Genomic DNA, 15,169 nt, shown 5'->3' with positions numbered 1-15,169 from the left:
GCGGGAAGATCGTGGAACGCGCACCAAGTCCCCACCTGGGCGCCGTACGATCCCGGAACTGACCGCCGGTAACCCATGTCCGCGGAACCGGCGATGAACGCCTCGGCGCGCGAGGCACGTACGTCATGCAGCAGAGCAGCGACAGCAGGAGCAGTGTCTTTGCTGCACGTCCCAGGAGCCGCCCGTGTCCACCCCGCTTCCGTCCTTCGCCGCATCCGCCGCCTACGCCGACTCGCCCGGCCCCACCCTGGTGGCGCCCGAGACGCGGATGCTGGACGGGGCCGTACGGGAGGCGTACGTACCGCCCTTCGCGCCGCCGGTGCGCCGCGGGTCCCTCGCCGACCTGCCCTTCGACAACGCGGCGGCGGTCCCGGGCCAGGTCGTCCTCAGCCGCAGGTCGCCGGAGGGCGACTGGTCCGACGTGACGGCCGCCGAGTTCGCCGGGCAGGTGCTGGCCGTGGCCAAGGGCATGATCGCCGAGGGGCTGATGCCGGGCGACCGCATCGCGATCATGGCCCGGACGACGTACGAGTGGACGCTGCTGGACTTCGCCGCGTGGGCGGCGGGACTGGTCACCGTCCCGATCTACCCCACCTCCTCGCTCTTCCAGACCCGCTGGATCCTCCAGGACTCCGGCGCCGTCACGCTCGTCACCGAGACCACAGCACAGGCCGCGGCGCTCGGCCCCGAACTGGACCGCATCCCCGACCTGGGGCACCTGTGGGTCATGGAGAAGGGCCACGTGGAGCGGCTCGCCGAGCTGGGCGCGCGGGTGCCGGACGCCGAGGTGGAGGTGCGCCGCGGCATGCTCGGCCCGGGCACGCTGGCCACCCTCATCTACACCTCCGGCACCACCGGCCGCCCCAAGGGCTGCGTGCTCACCCACGGCAACTTCTTCGCCGAGGTCGACAACGCCATCGAGCTGCTCTACCCCGTCTTCAAGGCGGAGACCGGCGAGGAGCCCTCGATCCTGCTCTTCCTGCCGATGTCCCACGTCTTCGGCCGCATGGTCGCCGTCGCCTGCGTCCGCGCCCGGGTCCGCCTCGGCCACGCGCCCAGCCTGAAACCCGAGGACCTGCTCCCGGACCTCGCGGCCTTCCGCCCGACCTGCCTGCTGACCATCCCGTACATGCTGGAGAAGGTCTTCAACAGCGCCCGCGCCAAGGCCGAGTCCGGCGGCCGGGCCGCCGCCTTCGACCGGGCCGTCTCGGTGGCGGTGCGCTACGGCGAGGCCAAGGAGGCCCGCCAGACCGGCACCGGCGGCGGCCCCGGCCGCGGCCTGAAGACCGCCCGCTCCTTCTACGACCCGCTCGTCTTCCGGAAGATCCGCAATGCCATGGGCGGCCGGGTCAAGTACGCCATCTGCGGCGGCTCCCCGCTCGGCCGCCGCCTGGCCGCCTTCTACGCCGGCGCCGGCATCGAGATCTTCGAGGGCTACGGCCTCACCGAGACCACCGCCGCGGCCACCGTCACGCCCCCGCTCAAGCCGCGCCTCGGCACGGTCGGCTGGCCGCTGCCCGGCACCCGCATCCGCATCGCCGCCGACGGCGAGATCCTCGTCGCGGGGGAGCAGGTCCTGCACGGCTACTGGGACCCGCAGGCCGGGGGTGTCGTCCAGGCCGCACCCGACGGCTGGTTCGCCACCGGCGACATCGGCAGCCTGGACGACGAGGGCTATCTGACGATCACCGGCCGCAAGAAGGAGCTGCTGATCACCGCGGGCGGCAAGAGCGTCGCCCCGGCCCCGCTGGAGAACTGGCTGCGCTCCCACCCCCTGATCTCCCAGTGCATCGTGCTGGGCGACCGCCGGCCCTACGTCTCCGCCCTGTTCACCCTCGACCCGGACGGCGTCACCCACTGGCGCCGCATGAACGGCAAGCACCCGGTGCCGCCGGAGCTGCTGGTGGACGACGAGGAGGTCCACGCGGTGCTCCAGCGCGCCGTCGACGAGGCCAACAAACTGGTCTCCCGCCCGGAGTCCATCCGCCGCTTCGCCGTCCTGCCCAGGGACTTCACCGAGTGGGAGGGCCACCTGACCCCCTCCATGAAGCTCCGCCGCGAGGTGATCATGCGGGACTTCGCGGGGGCGGTGGAGGGGCTGTACGAGGGGTAGGACGGCCCGTGGGGTCAGCGGCGGGCGATGAGGAACGCCTGCGGGACCTGGGCGAGGGTGGTCTCCTCGGTGATCCGCACCGTCCGGGACAGCACGGTGAACCCGGCCTGCTCCAGCAGCTCCGCCATCGGCTCCGGCCGCCGCCGTTCGAAGTCCAGGGCGACCGGGTGGCCCCACGGGCGGTCGTGGTGGTTGGGCTCGTCACCGACCTGGAAGCCGAGCAGCAGGTGCCCGCCCGGGGCCAGCACGCGCCGCACCTCGCCGAAGAGGTCCGGCAGCCGCTCCCACGGCGTGTGGATCGACGAGTACCAGGAGACCGCCCCCGCGAGGGCGCCGTCCGGCAGGTCGAGGTCCAGCATGGACCCCTGCTCGAACCGCAGCCCCGGGTTCTCCCGGCGCGCGATCGCCAGCATCGAGGAGGACAGGTCGAGGCCGAAGACCCGCAGGCCCAGCGAGGCGAGGTGCGCGGTGACCAGGCCGGGCCCGCAGCCGAGGTCGGCCACCTGCCCCTCGGGTCCGACCAGCTCGGCGAAGGCGCCCATCAGCGCCCGGTCCAGCGGGGCGTCGTCGAGCACGGTGCGGAAGCGGGCGTGGTAGTCCTCGGCGATGGCGTCGTAGAAGGTCCGGGTGGTGACAGTCGGGTCCCGGTGAGGAGTTCACGAAGGATTCATAAAGGGCAGGAGCCCCGTCGCCGAAACCGGCGCGGGGCTCCTTGGGTACTGCTGTCAATCAGACAGGAGTGACATTCTCCGCCTGCGGACCCTTGGGGCCCTGCGTGACGTCGAAGGACACCTGCTGGTTCTCCTCGAGGGAACGGAATCCCTGAGCGTTGATCGCGGAGTAGTGGACGAAGACGTCCGGGCCGCCGCCTTCCTGGGCGATGAAACCAAAGCCCTTTTCGGCGTTGAACCACTTCACGGTTCCGGTAGCCATAAGCCCTCCTTGGGCCCAAAGGGTTGCCCTGCTCCAGAACCAGCAAGTGTGAAGACTTTGAATGCCGCACAACTGCATACGTCTGAGAACGACGAGAGCCCGCGGTCACATGCTCCGCAGGCTCTGTACTGCAAGGGAAACCAAACTGCAACTTGCTGTGAGCCTAGCACGCAGGCCCCCGAGCGCAACAGAGGTCAAGATCACTTCACCCGGACGTTTGAACGCCTGCGCCGTTCGGCTGACGCCGGGGGTCGCCGACGGGCGGATGCGGGCGGAGGGCTAGCCTCGCGATGTGGACAATTCTCGCACCCGGCCGCGTGTCGGCCACATCCAGTTCCTGAACTGCCTGCCCCTGTACTGGGGGCTCGCGAGAACAGGCACGCTCCTCGACTTCGAGCTGACGAAGGACACCCCGGAGAAGCTCAGCGAGCAGCTGGTGCGCGGTGATCTCGACATCGGTCCCGTCACCCTGGTCGAATTCCTCAAGAACGCCGACGACCTCGTCGCCTTCCCCGACATCGCCGTCGGCTGCGACGGCCCGGTGATGTCGTGCGTGATCGTCTCCCAGGTCCCGCTGGACCGCCTGGACGGCGCCCGGGTCGCCCTCGGGTCGACCTCGCGCACCTCCGTACGGCTCGCCCGGCTCCTGCTGGCGGAACGGTTCGGCGTCCAGCCGGACTACTACACCTGCCCGCCGGACCTGAGCCTGATGATGCAGGAGGCCGACGCGGCCGTCCTCATCGGGGACGCGGCCCTGCGCGCCAACATGATCGACGGCCCGCGCTACGGCCTCGACGTGCACGACCTGGGCGCCCTGTGGAAGGAGTGGACGGGCCTGCCGTTCGTCTTCGCGGTCTGGGCGGCCCGGCGCGACTACGCGGAGCGCGAGCCGGACATCACCCGCAAGGTGCACGAGGCCTTCCTCGCCTCCCGCAACCTCTCCCTGGAGGAGGTGGAGAAGGTCGCGGAGCAGGCCGCCCGCTGGGAGGCCTTCGACGAGGACACCCTGGCGAAGTACTTCACCACCCTCGACTTCCGCTTCGGCGCCCCGCAGCTGGAGGCGGTCACGGAGTTCGCCCGCCGTGTCGGCCCCACCACGGGCTTCCCGGCGGACGTGAAGGTGGAGCTGCTCAAGCCCTGACACGGCCGGGGCGTCGCCGCGGGCGGCCCACTACCCTGCTGACAGGTGTCGGCGTACGGGGGAGGGGTGGACGCCATGCGGCCGCTCGAGGACGACGAACCCACCGCCGTGGGGCCCTACCGGCTGCTCGGCCGGCTGGGCTCCGGCGGCATGGGCCGGGTCTACCTGGGCCGCAGCGCCGGCGGCCGCACGGTCGCGGTGAAGATCGTGCACCCGCACTTCGCGCTGGACGAGGAGTTCCGGGCCCGGTTCCGGCGCGAGGTGGCCGCCGCGCGCCGGGTCGGCGGCGCCTGGACCGCACCCGTACTGGACGCCGACCCCGAGGCGCGCGTGCCGTGGGTCGCTACGGCGTACGCGGCCAGCCCGTCCCTGACGGCGGCCGTCGCGGACGGCGGGCCGCTGCCCGCCCACTCGGTACGGGCGCTCGGCGCGGGCCTCGGCGAGGCGCTGGCGGCCGTGCACGAACTGGGCCTGGTCCACCGTGACGTGAAGCCGTCCAACGTCCTGCTCACCCTCGACGGCCCCCTCCTGATCGACTTCGGCATCGCCCGCGCCACCGAGGGCACCGCGTCCCTGACCTCGACGGGCGTGTCCATCGGCTCCCCCGGCTACATGTCCCCCGAGCAGATCCTCGGCAAGGGCGTGACCGGCGCGGCGGACGTCTTCTCGCTGGGGGCCGTGCTGGCGTACGCGACGACGGGGCAGCCGCCCTTCCCGGGCGACTCCTCGGCCGCGCTCCTCTACAAGGTCGTCCACGAGGAGCCGAGCCTCGACGGCCTGGACGACGGGGAGCTGCGCGAGCTGGTCGCCTCCTGCCTGGCGAAGGACCCGTCCGCCCGTCCGGCCCCCGCCGAGGTGGCCCGGCGCCTGGCCCCCGAGGGCGCGGCCCGCCTGGTGACCGGCGGCTGGCTGCCGGGGGCGCTGGTGGAGCGGGTCAGCCGCAGCGCCGTACGGCTGCTGAACCTGGAGGCGGGGGAGCGGGAGGCGGAGACCGGGGCCTCGGGGCCGGTGGGGTTCAGCCGGCCGTCGGTCACGGCGGGCGGCGACGCCGGGGTGGCGACCCCGGCGTCCGGTGTCTTCGGCCCGCCCCCGGTGATGCCGACGCCCACGTCGCCCTCGTACCCACCCTCGCCACCTGCCCCTGCGCCTTCTCCCGGCCACCCGTCCGTTCCCGGCCCGAGGGATTCCGGGCCACCGAACGACGACGCGGGCGCCGGGGCGGGCCCGACGCACCCTCCGGGCAGGCTCGCCCTCTCCGTCGCGGCGACCTCGACGCAGGGCGCCCAGGGACGCGGCCGGCGGATCAGCTGCACCGTGGCACTCGCGGTGGCGGGCGCGCTGGCGGCGGTGACGGTGGGGTCGGTGTTCGTCCTGGACCTGCTGCCGGGCTCGGGCAACGACGCGAACAACGCGGGCGGCAACGAGGCCTCCCACGATCCCCCGGCCGCCACCCCCGGCGGGCTGCCCGCGCGCTACGTCGGCACCTGGGAGGGCCAGGCCGCCGCCCTGGACGGCAAGCTGCCGCTGGGCACCTTCCGGATCACCATCAAGCAGGCGAAGGCCGGCCAGGAACTGGGCAGGCTCCGCCAGACCGACGCGCTGGGCGGCGTCTGCGTCGACGTGATCACCCTCAAGAAGGTGACGGAGAAGCAGCTCGTCGCCGGGTCGGTCGGCGCCGAGGGCAACCACGACGGCTGCAACCCCGCACCCACCACGGTCACCTTCACCCCGGTCGGAGACGACCTCGACTACGCGTCGAAGAGCGAGGAGTCGGGGCGGCCGAAGGCACGGCTGTCGAAGGTCGGGTAGCGGGGCGGCAAGGAGGTGCGGAGCGGGGCCGGGGCCCCGCCCCCTTCCACCGGCTCAGCCCGGCACCACGACCGTGCGCAGTTCGCCGTCGCCGAGGTGCAGCATGCCCTTGCCCGGAGTGACCTGGCCGCCGACCATCTGGCGCGAGACGCGCAGCCCGATGAGGTCGCCGCTGGAGGACTCCTGCGGGGAGAGCAGGATGCCGCGGCGGGCCTTCTTGGCGTCGACCTGCCAGCCGGAGAAGCCGCTGCACACGTCCTCCTCGTCACCGGCGATGACGAGGGCGAGGCCGCGTTCGGCGCCCCGGGAGACGATCTTCTTCATCTGGCTCTCGGCGTCGCAGTCCTCGAGGATCTCGCCGTCGTCGACGAGCACGGCGATGGGCTCCTCCGGGCTCGCCCCGTCGATCAGCTCCTCGAACTCGTCCTCGTCGATGTCGTCCCCGGTGAAGACCTTCAGCACGCCCTCGGCGCCGTCCAGTTGGCGCACCGGAGACTGCCGGGGCGCCGCCACGACCAGCCGGGTGCCCTGGGCGAGGAGCGACTGGGCGACGTTCATCAGCACCGTGGAGCGGCCCGACTTGGCCGGTCCCGCGATGACGAAGGACGGCACGCCGTCGGCGAGGTCGGGGCCGAAGCCGACGATCTCGTCGCCGCCGATGCCGATCAGCGCCCACAGCCTGGAGCGGGACGCCTCCGGGTCGCGCATCTCCCAGGCCTCCGGGAAGGAGATCCGGCTGGGCAGGCTGTCGACGCGGAACGGGCGCCGGGCGCGCGGGACGTCGGCGTCGCGCGCCGTGGCGGCCTCGCCGATCGCGGTGATCGCCGCGGCCTGGCCCTGGCCGGTGGTGTCCTCGGAGAGCAGCGCGAACTGCGTCTCCGTACCGGCCTCGTTGCGGAAGGCGCGGCCCGGAGGGATCTCCTCGGGCACCTTGCGGGACGGGATGCCGAGCGAGGCGAAGTCGCTGCGGTCGGCCAGGCGCAGACCGTACTTGTCCTCGGTGAGGGTCGCGATGCGCCCCACGAGCAGCGTGCGGTCGCCGGTCAGGACCAGGTGGATGCCGACGCTGGCGCCCTCGCGCATCATCGTCTGCAACTCGTCGGTCAGCGAGCCGTGGTCGACCTCGCCGAGGGTGGGCACCCAGCCCTCCCAGCGGTCCAGCAGGACGACGATGTGCGGCAGCCGCTCACCCTCCTCCACCGACGCCCGCTGCTCACCGATGTCCGCGAACCCCGAGTCGGCCAGCAGGTCCTGACGGCGCGACAGCTCGCCCTTGAGCCGGTTGACGAGCCGTACCACCCGTTCGGTCTGGTTGCGGCCCACGACCGCGCCGCAGTGCGGCAGCCGGGTCAGCGCGTTGAGGGCGCCGTTGCCGCAGTCGATGCCGTAGAGGTGGACGTCGGCGGTGGAGTGGGTGCGGGCCAGCGAACCCGCGATGGTGCGCAGCACCTGGGAACGGCCGCTGCGCGGAGCACCGCCGATCATCAGGTGCCCGAAGCTCGCGAAGTCGACGACGACCGGGCGGCGGGCCTGGTCCGAGGGCAGGTCCTCGATGCCGTACGGGGCCGGCGGCAGCTTGCCCGGGGCGGCGCCGGCGAGGGCCGGGACCTCGATCTCCTCCAGCAGCAGCTTCTCGTCCAGCGCGGGCAGCCACGGGCTGTGCTGGGCCGGGATGCCCATCGACCGGTTGGCGTCGCGCACCGCGTCCACCAGCACCTTGAGGTCGGTGATCTCGTCGTCCTCGCGGGACTCGGTCTTCGGCTTGGTCAGCGCCGCCCGGCCCAGCTCCTCCCAGCCCAGCGGCCCCACCCAGGGCGCGAGCGCGGCGGGATCGGCGGCACCGGGGCGACGGCCACCGACACGCCCCGACTGGAAGGGCACGAGGGAGGAGTGGCCGAGGCGTACGTAGGCGCGGCCCGGGGTGTTCTTGGAGATGTGCCCGGCCTCGGGCGAGTCGATGACGTCGCTGGACTCGCCGCCGTCGGTCACGCGCAGGGCGATCCGGAGGTTGGTGTTGGCGCGGATCTCGGGGGAGACGACACCGCTGGGACGCTGGGTGGCGAGCAGCAGGTGGATGCCGAGGGAGCGTCCTCGCTGGGCGATGTTGACGAGGCCGGTCACGAAGTCGGGCAGGTCCCGCACCATGGAGGCGAACTCGTCGATGACGATGAGCAGCCGGGGCACCGGAGCGTGCGAGGGATCGCGCCTGACGAGATCCTGGTAGTCCTCGATGTCCTTGGCGTCGGCGGCGGCCAGGATGTGCTCGCGCCGCTTCAGCTCGGCCCCCAGCGACTCCAGCGCCCGCTCGACCAGGTGCGCGTCGAGGTCGGTCACCATGCCGACGGTGTGCGGCAGCTTGACGCAGTCCTTGAACGCGGAGCCGCCCTTGTAGTCGACGAGGACGAAGGTCATGTTCTCGGGCGTGTTCGCGACGGCGAGGGCCGCCACGATGGTCTGGAGCAGCTCGGACTTGCCGGAACCGGTCGTACCGGCGATGAGGCCGTGCGGCCCGTCCTTGCGCATGTCGATGCCGAAGGGGCCGTCGTACGACTCGCCTATGACGGCCATCGTCGACTGCCCGCCCATCCGCCACCGGGCGCCGATCGCGTCGGCCGTCGGCGGCTCCAGCTGGAGCACGTCGAGCAGCCGGCTCGCCCCGGGCAGCGCCGAGTCCTCGCTCTCGCCGCTGATGTCCCGCAGCGCGGACAGCGACCGCGCCAGCCGCAGACACCAGGCGGGCGTGACGAAGTCGGGCCGTACGCCGGTGATCCGCTCGACCCCCGCCTCCTCGACCCGCAGCCTGAGCTTCTCGGCACGGGCCCGCTGCTCGGGCTCGGCCGGGGCGTTGGTGTGCCACGCCTGGAAGGACGGGAAGCCCCCCGCGGCCTGCCGCGCGGGCTGCGCCTCCTCGTCCCGCCGCTGCCGCCCGCTCTCCTCGGCCCTCGGCTCGGCGACGACGAACGCCTGGCACTCACCCGGCAGGAACCGCTCCTCGGCGTCGATGCACACGGCGAACATCGACACCGCCGGCCCTTCACGCAGCAGCCGTACGACTCCGGGCAGCGACCGCAGCCGCCGCGAGCCGTCCCACACCACCACGATGTCCGGATCGGTGAAACTGGAGCCCTGCGCTCCGCCGCCCTTCTGCTCCGCGGCCTTCTTGCGGGCGTCGAGGATCTGCGTCAGCTCGCCGATGCGGGCGCCGACGGTCTCGGCGTCGGTACCGATCAGGACGTTGACGTCCTGCCCCCCGGAGGGCCGGGAGTGCGGCAGCCACCGCACCCAGTCCCATTCGCTCTGGGCGGAGTTCTCGCTCAGCACGTAGAACTGCACGTCCATCGGGCTGTGCAGCGCGGCGGTCTGCGCGACCGCCCACCGCCCCAGCGACCGGGCCGAGTCCCCGGGCCCCGCGATGCCGACGACCCCGAGGGTGCGCAGCGACAGCGCGACGGGCGCGTCCTCGATCTTCCAGGTGACCTGGCGCCGGTGGTCGTCCTGCTCGGGGTCGTCGAGCACGACCTCGGAGGGCAGTTGCCCGGTCCCCACCCGCAGCAGCAGGTGATCACGGTCGGTGCGCCGCCGCTCCCACAGCCGGGTCCGGGGCCCGGTCCCCACGGACAGCACGACCGCCGGATCGGGAATGGCCTGCCGCCGGTCGTCCCGCTCGGCGACCAGCGCGGCCTGCGCGTCCTTCTCGATCCGCGCCTTCTGCTCCTCGTACTCCTTGACCTGCTTGGCGTGGGACTTGCGTCCGTGCTTCTTGTCGTTGAAGTAGTTGGCGAACAGGAGGATCGGGCTCAGACCCGCCATGATCAGGTAGTACCAGCGCCCGAACACCATCACGGCGACCACGGCACCGACGAGCGGCGTCAACGCCATCAGCCAGGGCAGCGGCCGGGCCTCGTAGTCGCGGGGCGACGAGGGCAGCCGGAAGTTGGTCTGCCGCTCGGCCGGCCGCAGCCGGGGCGGCCGGTTGTAGTCCAGTCCCACCCCGTCCTCGGACCACTTGAGCGCGGCGTTGGGCGGCGCGTACCGGGCCAGCTCGACGAGCGAGTTCCCGACCGCTATCTGCGCCCCGAGCGGCCAGTCGTCGCCGTCCCGTTCCCCGACGGGCTCCCCGTCGAGGGTGACGCCCTCCTTGTCCGAGTGCACGGCGACCTTGCAGGTGCCGTCGGTGGCGACGGAGAGGGTCAGAGCGCGGGCGTCGACCTCGGGGTCCTCGATCCGGACGTACGCGGCCGGCCCGCTGCCGATGTCGTACTTCCCCACCCCGAGCCGGTGCACGAACCCGGCACCCGGCCCGCCCACGACCCGCAACTCCACGAGCCCGGTGGGCTCACCGGGCAGGCACCCGGACGGGTCCTGCAGACTGACGACCGCTCCCTCGCGCAGTGGCGACCCGACGACCGTGGCGGACGGATCGACGGCGTACCCGTCGACGTAGACGAGCGGCGCACCGCCGGCGCCCGCCTGGCCCTGATGCCCGATGGGGATGACCTGCGCGCCCGCGACCCCGACCTGCTTGGCCAGCTCCTCGGCGATGTCCCCGACGGTGGACTCGGGGTCCGCGTCGAGCACGACGTCGGCGGAGCGCCCGCCGTACGGATCCACGACGGTCAGAGTCAGTCGCACGCTTGTCCTCCCCAGGCGAGCCCCTGCGGCCGCTTCCACACCACGGCTCACAGTCCAGGCGACGATATCCGCTGGGTGTCGCGGTCCGGCAACAGGGCGGTGACCGGACGTTCCCGTTGGCAACGCAGGGATGTGACACCACTGGCCTCCCCCGTAAGCTGCTGCCTCAGAGCGGACGATCACATCGGTCGTGTCATACGACCGGCGTGACCGGTGCGCCGGTTCGATCCGCAAACGAGGAGCCACGGGGGCTGGCCCTGCGGCGTTGTGAGAGGAAGCGGCTTCATGCCCAAAGACCTTGACATCACATATCAGGACATGCGGGATGCCGCCAAGCATGTCGTGAAGGAGAAGGAAAAGCTCCAGGAGAAGCTCGACGGCCTCCGCAAGTACATCGCGAACCTGGTCGAGTCGGGCTACGTCACGAAGTCCTCCTCCAAGGCCTTCGACGACAACTTCGACGAGTTCACCCGCGGCGCCAAGGACACCCTCGACGGCCTCGACGGCATGGGCGACTACCTCACCATGGCGGCCGACAAGTTCGAGCAGATCGACGACGAACTGGCGAAGCAGGCGCGGAGCAAGTAGCGCTCCCAGGACGCCCGCCCGGCGCGCGCGACGTCACCGTCGTGCGCCGGGCGGGCGGACGCCGAGTGAACCTCGCCCGTCAGCGACAGGCCTGCCGCCCGGCTGTCCCGCCGACGCCCCGGCCGACGGGGGCGTCGGTCTGAACAGGCTCTTCCACAGCCACAGGTCTTCGACGGACAGGTCCTCCAGGTGATAGCCGTCCAGCTCCCTCACCCGCATGGCAGCGCCCGTGGCGAAGGTGACGGGGACCCGGGCGAGGAGCATCTCACCCGGGCCCGGCTTCCAGATCACTGCTGTTCCTGTGGTGCGGCGTCGTGGATCCAACGCAAGGAGCCGGCCATGGCCTCGCACAGCTCACCCAAGGGGCTTTGCACACCACTCAGCGGGACGGTGAACGAGAGCAGGATGTAGCCCGCCCCGCCCGGCATCTCGACGTAGTAGTCAAGTGCCGTCGTCGTGGAGACGCGTACGCAGGGTCCGGCCGGCAAGCTGGAGACCGAGACGGTCGCTCCGCCCTCTTCCCGGCCCCGCAAGGCCTGGGCGAATTCTTCCGGCGAGGCCTGCAGCGCGTCTCGCATGGGCAGCAGGGAGACCATCAGAGTCGCCGGGGCACCCGTACCGGCGACGACATCCGTTCGCAGGTAGAGCTCCAGAGCTCCCTGGGACACACCGGTCTCCACGGCGTTGCGCAAGGAGGCCCAGAGTTCGCGACCGGCATCGGTGGACATCTGCCTGCGCGTTGCCTGTTGGTCGACGAACTTCTTCAACTGGGGTCGCCATCGGTCGACCATCAGGTCGATGCGGAACCAGTCACGAGGGACGAGGAGCCGATAGTCGTCCGGTGGCCGGCTTCGTCGGGTCGTCGTCACGTGCCGAGCCCCACGGGCGTGCCCTTGTCGTCGAAGAAGCAGAGGGACTTGAGGATACCGGCGAACATGGCGGAGAAGACGTCCCACCCTTCCTGCGTCGGAGTCACCATTTCGAGCACGACGACAGTGCCGTTGGGCAGGGGGACGTGAGCTTGGATGAACGACGTCCAGAACGGTTCGTCATGCCCGGAGGGGGCGAGCGCCGCGTCGACGACGGACTGCCGGGCCCCGATCAACGACACCGCGGGACCGCAAGGAAGGTCGATCTCCGTGACCTCGCCCTGACCGAGGTCACGCAGCGCCCCGGCCGTGGCAAGGGTCGGGCGCAGTCGGGCCTCTTCCGCGAGCTCCGTCATGGAGACATGGACCGTGGCCGTGCAGCGTGTGCCGTCGACCTCTGTGATGACGAATCCGGCGTACTGGATCCCGCCCTCGACGAAGGCGTCGTAGTTGCCCGCGCAGAGAGCAGCCCACTGGTACTGCATGTTCTCGGGCGCGTCCGGCATCACCCGCCGGGCCAGAGAGATCAGCTCGTCAGCGAGTTCGTCGATGGATTCCACATCCATGGGCAACTCGAAGAAGCCCTCGGGCATGATCCAGCGAACGTGGACCGCCTCGCCCTCGGACACCGAGGCAAGTCCGTTCTCCGAGGTGGCCGTAGTCATCGCGAGGTCGCTCCGTCAGGCAGTTCCAGTTCCGCCGCGTCGGCGTGGAAGGTGGCGGCGAAGGGGTAGGCGCCGTAGTGCGGGTAGAAGCCGGGCAGCTCCGCGCCATGCTCCGCGGCGACGTGCGCGATCTTCCGGTAGGCGGCCGCTCGGGCACGCATCTTCTGCCGCGGTCGGTTTCCCCAGTGCCGGGTGAGTGAGACGACGTAGAGCAGGAGGATGGCGGCAAGGACCGCACCGCACGCCGCGTAGTACATGGTCTGGGACTTCGTTGATTCCCAGTACTGGACGTAGCCGCCCCAGTAGACGAACGAGGCTGCGATGATCAGCGCGGAAGGAATACCCAGCTTCATTCCCGCGCTGTGCAGCTTCACGTCGTCCAAGTGGCGAAGGCGCAAAAGCTTGAGGACGGCTGCGTCATCAAGAAAGTCGTAGTGCAGGCGTCTTCCCTCGGAGATTGCCAGTTCCCGCGCTTCCGGCACGCGGGCCAGTACTTCGCCGGGCACCATCTTCCTGACGATGTTGCCGCGGGCCTTGTACTCGTCCGGTCCGAGCTCGTGATCTTCTGCCGGCATCGAAGTCGTTCTCCTTGTGTGGGGGCTCGGGGGCTATCGGGCCAGGGCAGTGTGGAAGGGTGCGGGCGAAGGTGTGGGAGCCGGCTGGGGTGAAGGGCTGGGCGTGACCTTCGGCGGGACTCCGGGGTCTCCCGGGTCGCCGGTCGCTTTGCCGTCATGACCGGTGAAGATCTTCACCATGGCACTGGCGAAACCGCCTGTTTTGATGGCGGCGGTGAGCTTTTCCCCCGCGATGACGGGTTTCCCGGCCTTCGCGAGGATCTTGTTCACCGTGTTGACGGCGATACCGTTGAAGAACTTGAAGCCGACACCCTCCAGCGCGGCGCCGCCACTGAACCGTATGCCGCGCAGCTTGGACAGTCCCTTGAGCCCCTTGAGGGCGCTGAACCCCTTCAGTGCTCCCAGCCCCGGCATCACGCCCAAGGCGTCGAAGAACAGTCGTGACGCGCTGAACTTGCCGCCGCGCACCGTCATGTCGTAGACGTGCCCTGCCAAGGCCAGGGCGCTCGTGACAACCGACAGGCCCGCGAAGATCGGCGCCAGGATCTGGAGTGGAGGCACAAAGGCGCATATAACTGCCAGTACGGACAGGATCGCTGAGACGTTGGACAGTCTGTCGGCCCAGTCGGCGAGGAAATTCATGATGCCGCCGGGGTCGCGCACGCCGTCGTGATGCACGATGTTCTTGATGTGCTTGGCAGCCGCCTTCGCTGCGTCGTCACGTATGATCTTGGCTCGTCCGATTTCGCTGTGGCACTCGCGGATGACACCCATGGCGGCGTCACGTTTCTTCTCGAGACGAGTGCGGTCCGTCACGTCGTCGCGTGACGGAACAGTCCCTTCGTACTGCTTGAGGTCGCCGATGGCGGTTTTGTGATCCGTCTCCGCCTCTCGGTACTTCTGAAGGGCCTTGTCCGCGACCTTTTGGGCCCGATGCAACTCGCTGGCGTACTCTTTCGATTCCTCGCCGTCGACCACCTTCGTGCCCAACGCCTTGGCCGCTTCGTCATAGCGATCGAACGCTCGCTTGAGGCGACCCGATGCGCCGTCCGCTATCTCGTGAAAGGCGCGCCCGGCGTCGCTGTCCCATCCGTCGACGGACGACAGTGCTCTGATGTTTCGAGACTGTTTGTCGATCTCGTCCGCCATCTTGCGGAGCTTCTTGCCGAGTCCGGCGACCTCGTAGGGGTCTCCGGGTATGGGGTCGCCGTCGTGGAGAGGTTCCCAATCGCGTGGCCGCGAACTCACTTCTTCCCCTTCGACTTCTTGCGTGCATCCCGGAGGGCCTCGGCAAGCTTGTGATCGACGTCGTCGTACGTGTCCGCCGCGGTCTTGGTGAACTTCGCCAGATTCTCGATGTCCTTCATGAGTTTCTTTCGAGTCTTCTTCCAGGTGTCTGAAAACTCTCCGAAAACGTCACGCAGGTCCTTGCTGCCCAGCTCGTCGCTGTATTCTTCGGCGGGGTTCCCGTGCTCTTTGAACTCGCGGTGTATTCGGAACAGTGAGTCGGAGCAGTCTCGTATGATTTCGAGATCTGCTCGTGTTCTGTCGCTCATGACGCTTGTCCCCCTGATCGCCGTGGAGTCCTGCGCAGGCCAGTGCATGCCACTGGTCTGGATCCGTGATCCTCGTCGCCACCGGCCGTGAGTGGCGGTGCTGCCGCATCGAGTGCGATGGCAACGGGTAAGGGGTGGCGCTTCACAGTGGACTCCCCGTGGGACAGAAGTGCGATCAAGGCTACTGACGGTATAGGCGTGGGTCGTGGTTCGCCAGGGTCAATTGCGCCGGAAAGCAGGGCAATTCGCGGAGGATGCGCCTGTGTGGCCGTGGACACACAAGACCGT

The 15,169-nt window shown here is 70.3% G+C and carries 13 protein-coding genes; 4 read left to right on the top strand and 9 right to left on the bottom strand.

The window, feature by feature from the left end:
* The first annotated feature begins 184 nt into the window (after window positions 1-184).
* The gene (locus Sru02f_RS35160; protein ID WP_109035631.1) at window positions 185-2,113 is read left to right on the top strand and encodes an AMP-dependent synthetase/ligase; all 1,929 of its coding nucleotides are present in this window, start codon (window positions 185-187) and stop codon (window positions 2,111-2,113) included.
* Between the two features lie 14 nt (window positions 2,114-2,127).
* Here the strand turns inward: Sru02f_RS35160 and Sru02f_RS35155 are convergent, their stop codons facing one another.
* Together Sru02f_RS35155 and Sru02f_RS35150 are read right to left on the bottom strand one after the other, a co-directional pair.
* Window positions 2,128-2,688 (bottom strand): class I SAM-dependent methyltransferase, encoded by a 561-nt coding sequence (locus Sru02f_RS35155; RefSeq protein WP_331478600.1) that lies wholly within the window; start codon window positions 2,686-2,688, stop codon window positions 2,128-2,130.
* Window positions 2,689-2,842: 154 nt separating this feature from the next.
* Window positions 2,843-3,046 (bottom strand): cold-shock protein, encoded by a 204-nt coding sequence (locus Sru02f_RS35150; protein WP_003974443.1) that lies wholly within the window; start codon window positions 3,044-3,046, stop codon window positions 2,843-2,845.
* Window positions 3,047-3,338: 292 nt separating this feature from the next.
* Between Sru02f_RS35150 and Sru02f_RS35145 the strand changes: the two genes are divergently transcribed.
* Together Sru02f_RS35145 and Sru02f_RS35140 are read left to right on the top strand one after the other, a co-directional pair.
* Window positions 3,339-4,187 (top strand): menaquinone biosynthetic enzyme MqnA/MqnD family protein, encoded by an 849-nt coding sequence (locus Sru02f_RS35145; protein ID WP_109035635.1) that lies wholly within the window; start codon window positions 3,339-3,341, stop codon window positions 4,185-4,187.
* Window positions 4,188-4,262: 75 nt separating this feature from the next.
* Window positions 4,263-5,996: a serine/threonine-protein kinase gene (locus Sru02f_RS35140; protein WP_373103668.1), complete on the top strand. Its 1,734-nt coding sequence runs from the start codon at window positions 4,263-4,265 to the stop codon at window positions 5,994-5,996.
* A 54-nt stretch (window positions 5,997-6,050) separates the two neighbouring features.
* Here the strand turns inward: Sru02f_RS35140 and Sru02f_RS35135 are convergent, their stop codons facing one another.
* Complete coding sequence (locus Sru02f_RS35135; protein WP_109035637.1) at window positions 6,051-10,628, bottom strand: FtsK/SpoIIIE domain-containing protein; 4,578 nt, start codon at window positions 10,626-10,628, stop codon at window positions 6,051-6,053.
* Between the two features lie 285 nt (window positions 10,629-10,913).
* Between Sru02f_RS35135 and Sru02f_RS35130 the strand changes: the two genes are divergently transcribed.
* A complete protein-coding gene (locus Sru02f_RS35130) occupies window positions 10,914-11,216 on the top strand; it encodes a WXG100 family type VII secretion target (RefSeq protein WP_016326975.1) in 303 nt (100 codons plus the stop codon).
* A gap of 33 nt (window positions 11,217-11,249) precedes the next feature.
* On the opposite strand, the gene Sru02f_RS35125 is transcribed toward Sru02f_RS35130, so the two are convergent.
* From Sru02f_RS35125 to Sru02f_RS35100, 6 genes are read right to left on the bottom strand one after another with little or no spacing between them, the layout of a single operon-like run.
* A complete protein-coding gene (locus tag Sru02f_RS35125) occupies window positions 11,250-11,507 on the bottom strand; it encodes a hypothetical protein (RefSeq protein WP_109035639.1) in 258 nt (85 codons plus the stop codon).
* A complete protein-coding gene (locus Sru02f_RS35120; protein ID WP_109035642.1) occupies window positions 11,504-12,085 on the bottom strand; it encodes a hypothetical protein in 582 nt (193 codons plus the stop codon). The genes Sru02f_RS35125 and Sru02f_RS35120 overlap by 4 nt, the downstream gene beginning before the upstream one ends.
* Window positions 12,082-12,714 (bottom strand): hypothetical protein, encoded by a 633-nt coding sequence (locus Sru02f_RS35115; RefSeq protein ID WP_244941937.1) that lies wholly within the window; start codon window positions 12,712-12,714, stop codon window positions 12,082-12,084. Before Sru02f_RS35115 ends, Sru02f_RS35120 begins: the two co-directional genes overlap by 4 nt.
* 32 nt (window positions 12,715-12,746) lie before the next feature.
* Window positions 12,747-13,325, bottom strand: a complete 579-nt coding sequence (locus Sru02f_RS35110) for a hypothetical protein (RefSeq protein ID WP_109035646.1) — start codon at window positions 13,323-13,325, stop codon at window positions 12,747-12,749.
* Between the two features lie 33 nt (window positions 13,326-13,358).
* Window positions 13,359-14,573: a putative T7SS-secreted protein gene (locus Sru02f_RS35105; RefSeq protein WP_109035648.1), complete on the bottom strand. Its 1,215-nt coding sequence runs from the start codon at window positions 14,571-14,573 to the stop codon at window positions 13,359-13,361.
* On the bottom strand, window positions 14,570-14,881 hold the full coding sequence (locus Sru02f_RS35100; protein WP_239106779.1) for a hypothetical protein: 312 nt from the start codon (window positions 14,879-14,881) through the stop codon (window positions 14,570-14,572). Before Sru02f_RS35100 ends, Sru02f_RS35105 begins: the two co-directional genes overlap by 4 nt.
* Window positions 14,882-15,169: the final 288 nt, after the last annotated feature.

Source organism: Streptomyces rubrogriseus (genome assembly GCF_027947575.1).
Taxonomy (GTDB): Bacteria; Actinomycetota; Actinomycetes; order Streptomycetales; family Streptomycetaceae; genus Streptomyces; species Streptomyces rubrogriseus.
Note: the sequence above shows the minus strand (reverse complement) of the source record. Positions and strands in the feature narration are given on the sequence as shown.

Coding starts and splice junctions, on each gene's coding strand:
- Sru02f_RS35150 (WP_003974443.1), bottom strand. CDS start 3,046: ATGGCTACCGGAACCGTGAAGTGGTTCAACGCCGAAAAGGGCTTTGGT.
- Sru02f_RS35140 (WP_373103668.1), top strand. CDS start 4,263: ATGCGGCCGCTCGAGGACGACGAACCCACCGCCGTGGGGCCCTACCGG.
- Sru02f_RS35130 (WP_016326975.1), top strand. CDS start 10,914: ATGCCCAAAGACCTTGACATCACATATCAGGACATGCGGGATGCCGCC.
- Sru02f_RS35110 (WP_109035646.1), bottom strand. CDS start 13,325: ATGCCGGCAGAAGATCACGAGCTCGGACCGGACGAGTACAAGGCCCGC.
- Sru02f_RS35100 (WP_239106779.1), bottom strand. CDS start 14,881: ATGAGCGACAGAACACGAGCAGATCTCGAAATCATACGAGACTGCTCC.